This is a genomic window from Pengzhenrongella sp. (genome assembly GCF_036565025.1).
GTDB lineage: Bacteria > Actinomycetota > Actinomycetes > Actinomycetales > Cellulomonadaceae > Pengzhenrongella.
The window spans coordinates 1-1,892 of record NZ_DATCNW010000419.1 but is presented as its reverse complement, the minus strand read 5'-3'; the positions used below and the strand labels follow the sequence as shown (position 1 = coordinate 1,892).

Genomic DNA, 1,892 nt, shown 5'->3' with positions numbered 1-1,892 from the left:
CACCGGCCCGTTCCCGGTGGCGCGGATCGCGGTCCGCACGCCGTCGCGCGACCTGCCGACGCTCGACGACCTGCTCGCCAAGCGGCCCGTCGTGCCCGTCGGCCCCGCGGAATGGGGCTGGCAAGCGTCCGTGCGGCGGATGACCGGTGGGCTGATCAAGCCCAAGCCGGGGCACGCCGAGAGCAGGCACCGCGACGCCATCTACTCGGTCCAGCGCAGCCTGGGCGGCCCCAAGACCATCGTCGTACTCAATCCCAAGGGCGGTGCGCACAAGACGACCGCCGCGCTGATGATCGCGGCGACGTTCGGGATCCATCGGGGCGGGTACACGCTCGCGTGGGACAACAACGAGACCCGCGGGACGCTCGGGTGGCGCTCGGCGCACGCCGAGCACTCGAACACCGCAGTCAGCCTGCTCCGGGACATCGACCGGTTCGTGGACCTGAGCTCGGCGCGGGTCGGGGACCTGGACAACTACGTGCGCTCCCAGGGGTCGGCCCAGTTCGACGTCCTCGCATCGGACGAGGACGCCGATTCCGCCGCCTCGATCGACGCCCCGGCGTTCGACGCGCTGCACGGGATGCTCGCGCGGTTCTATCGGGTCATGGTCGTCGACACCGGCAACAACATGCGGGCGTCGAACTGGCAGGCAGCCGTGGAGGCGGCCGACCAGCTCATCATCGTCTCGACCGTCCGCGAGGACACCGCCCAGTCGGCGGCGTGGGCGATCGACGCGCTGCGGGCGAGCGGCCAGGAGGAGGCGGTGAGCAAGGCGGTCACCGTGCTGTCCGCGCCGTCGGCCGACGTCGACCAGGCGCTGCGGGCGCGCCTGCACGACCACTTCGGTCAGCTGACCCGCGTCGTGCTCGACGTACCGCACGACGCGAGCCTGGTGGCCGGCGGTCCGCTCCTGATCGACTCCCTGGCGAGCGAGACCCGCGAAGCCTGGCTCCAGGTCACCTCAGCCGTAGCCGAAGGCCTCTAACCCGTCCGCCCAGATCTGGCGCACCGGGATGGGTGGCGGTGCGGGGGCGTGCAAGAACGTGGTCGGGTGGGACACAGTGCTGTTGTAGGTAGCCGTTTGAGCGTCTGGAGTCGACACGTGCCCTCCCGCGACGACGCTTGGTTCGAGGGGCTGTTCCAGACTCATTCGACCGCCTTGTACCGGTACTTCGCGCGCCGGGGGCCGCGCGACGACGCGGAGGACCTCACCGCCGACGTGATGGCGATCGCCTGGCGCCGCCGCGACGACCTGCCCGACGGCGCGGAGCTGCCGTGGCTCTACCGGACGGCGGGGTTCGTGCTCGCCAACCATCGACGCAAGGGCCGTCCCGTGCCGGTCGGCGAGCTGCCCGACGAGATCGACGACACCGATCCGGCGACCCTGGCGCTCGACGACCTCGAGGTGCGTGAGGTGCTCGCCGCGCTGCGGCCACGCGACCGCCGCATCCTGCTGCTGCACGCCTGGGAGGGTCTCGACCCGCACCAGCTCGCCGAGGTGCTCGGCATCTCGCGCGGAGGCGCCGACGCCGCACTGTCGCGCGCCCGGGCCCGCCTGCGCGAGGCGTGGACGGAGCGCGCGGGCGTCTGAGCGGCCGCGCAGGAGCGGGCGGTTGCGGCGGGTCCGCCGGGTGCGCGGCTGCCAGCGGGTCCGCCGGGCGCGCCGTGCAAGAGCGGGCGCGCCGTGCAAGAGCGGCGGGTGCGGCGACACACAGGGAGTAGGACCCGCGCCGCGCGTCACGACCCGAGGAGCTCGCCGTGGACGAGAACACCTTCCAGCCCGAGCAGCCCGACGACGCGTTCGACCGCGTCCGGGCGGCCGACCCGGCCGCCGGCGTCGAGCCGAACCGGATGACGCTCGACGCGGCCGTCAAGGCCCGGCTCGCGGATCC

At 73.2% G+C, this 1,892-nt stretch carries 2 protein-coding genes; both read left to right on the top strand.

Translation table 11 applies throughout. The features are described from left to right. A partial coding sequence (locus VIM26_RS24135; RefSeq protein ID WP_414696561.1) for a MinD/ParA family ATP-binding protein occupies positions 1-985 on the top strand: 985 nt, incomplete at its 5' end. 117 nt (positions 986-1,102) lie between these two features. Further along, a complete protein-coding gene (locus tag VIM26_RS24130) occupies positions 1,103-1,591 on the top strand; it encodes a sigma-70 family RNA polymerase sigma factor (protein WP_331955879.1) in 489 nt (162 codons plus the stop codon). Positions 1,592-1,892: the final 301 nt, after the last annotated feature.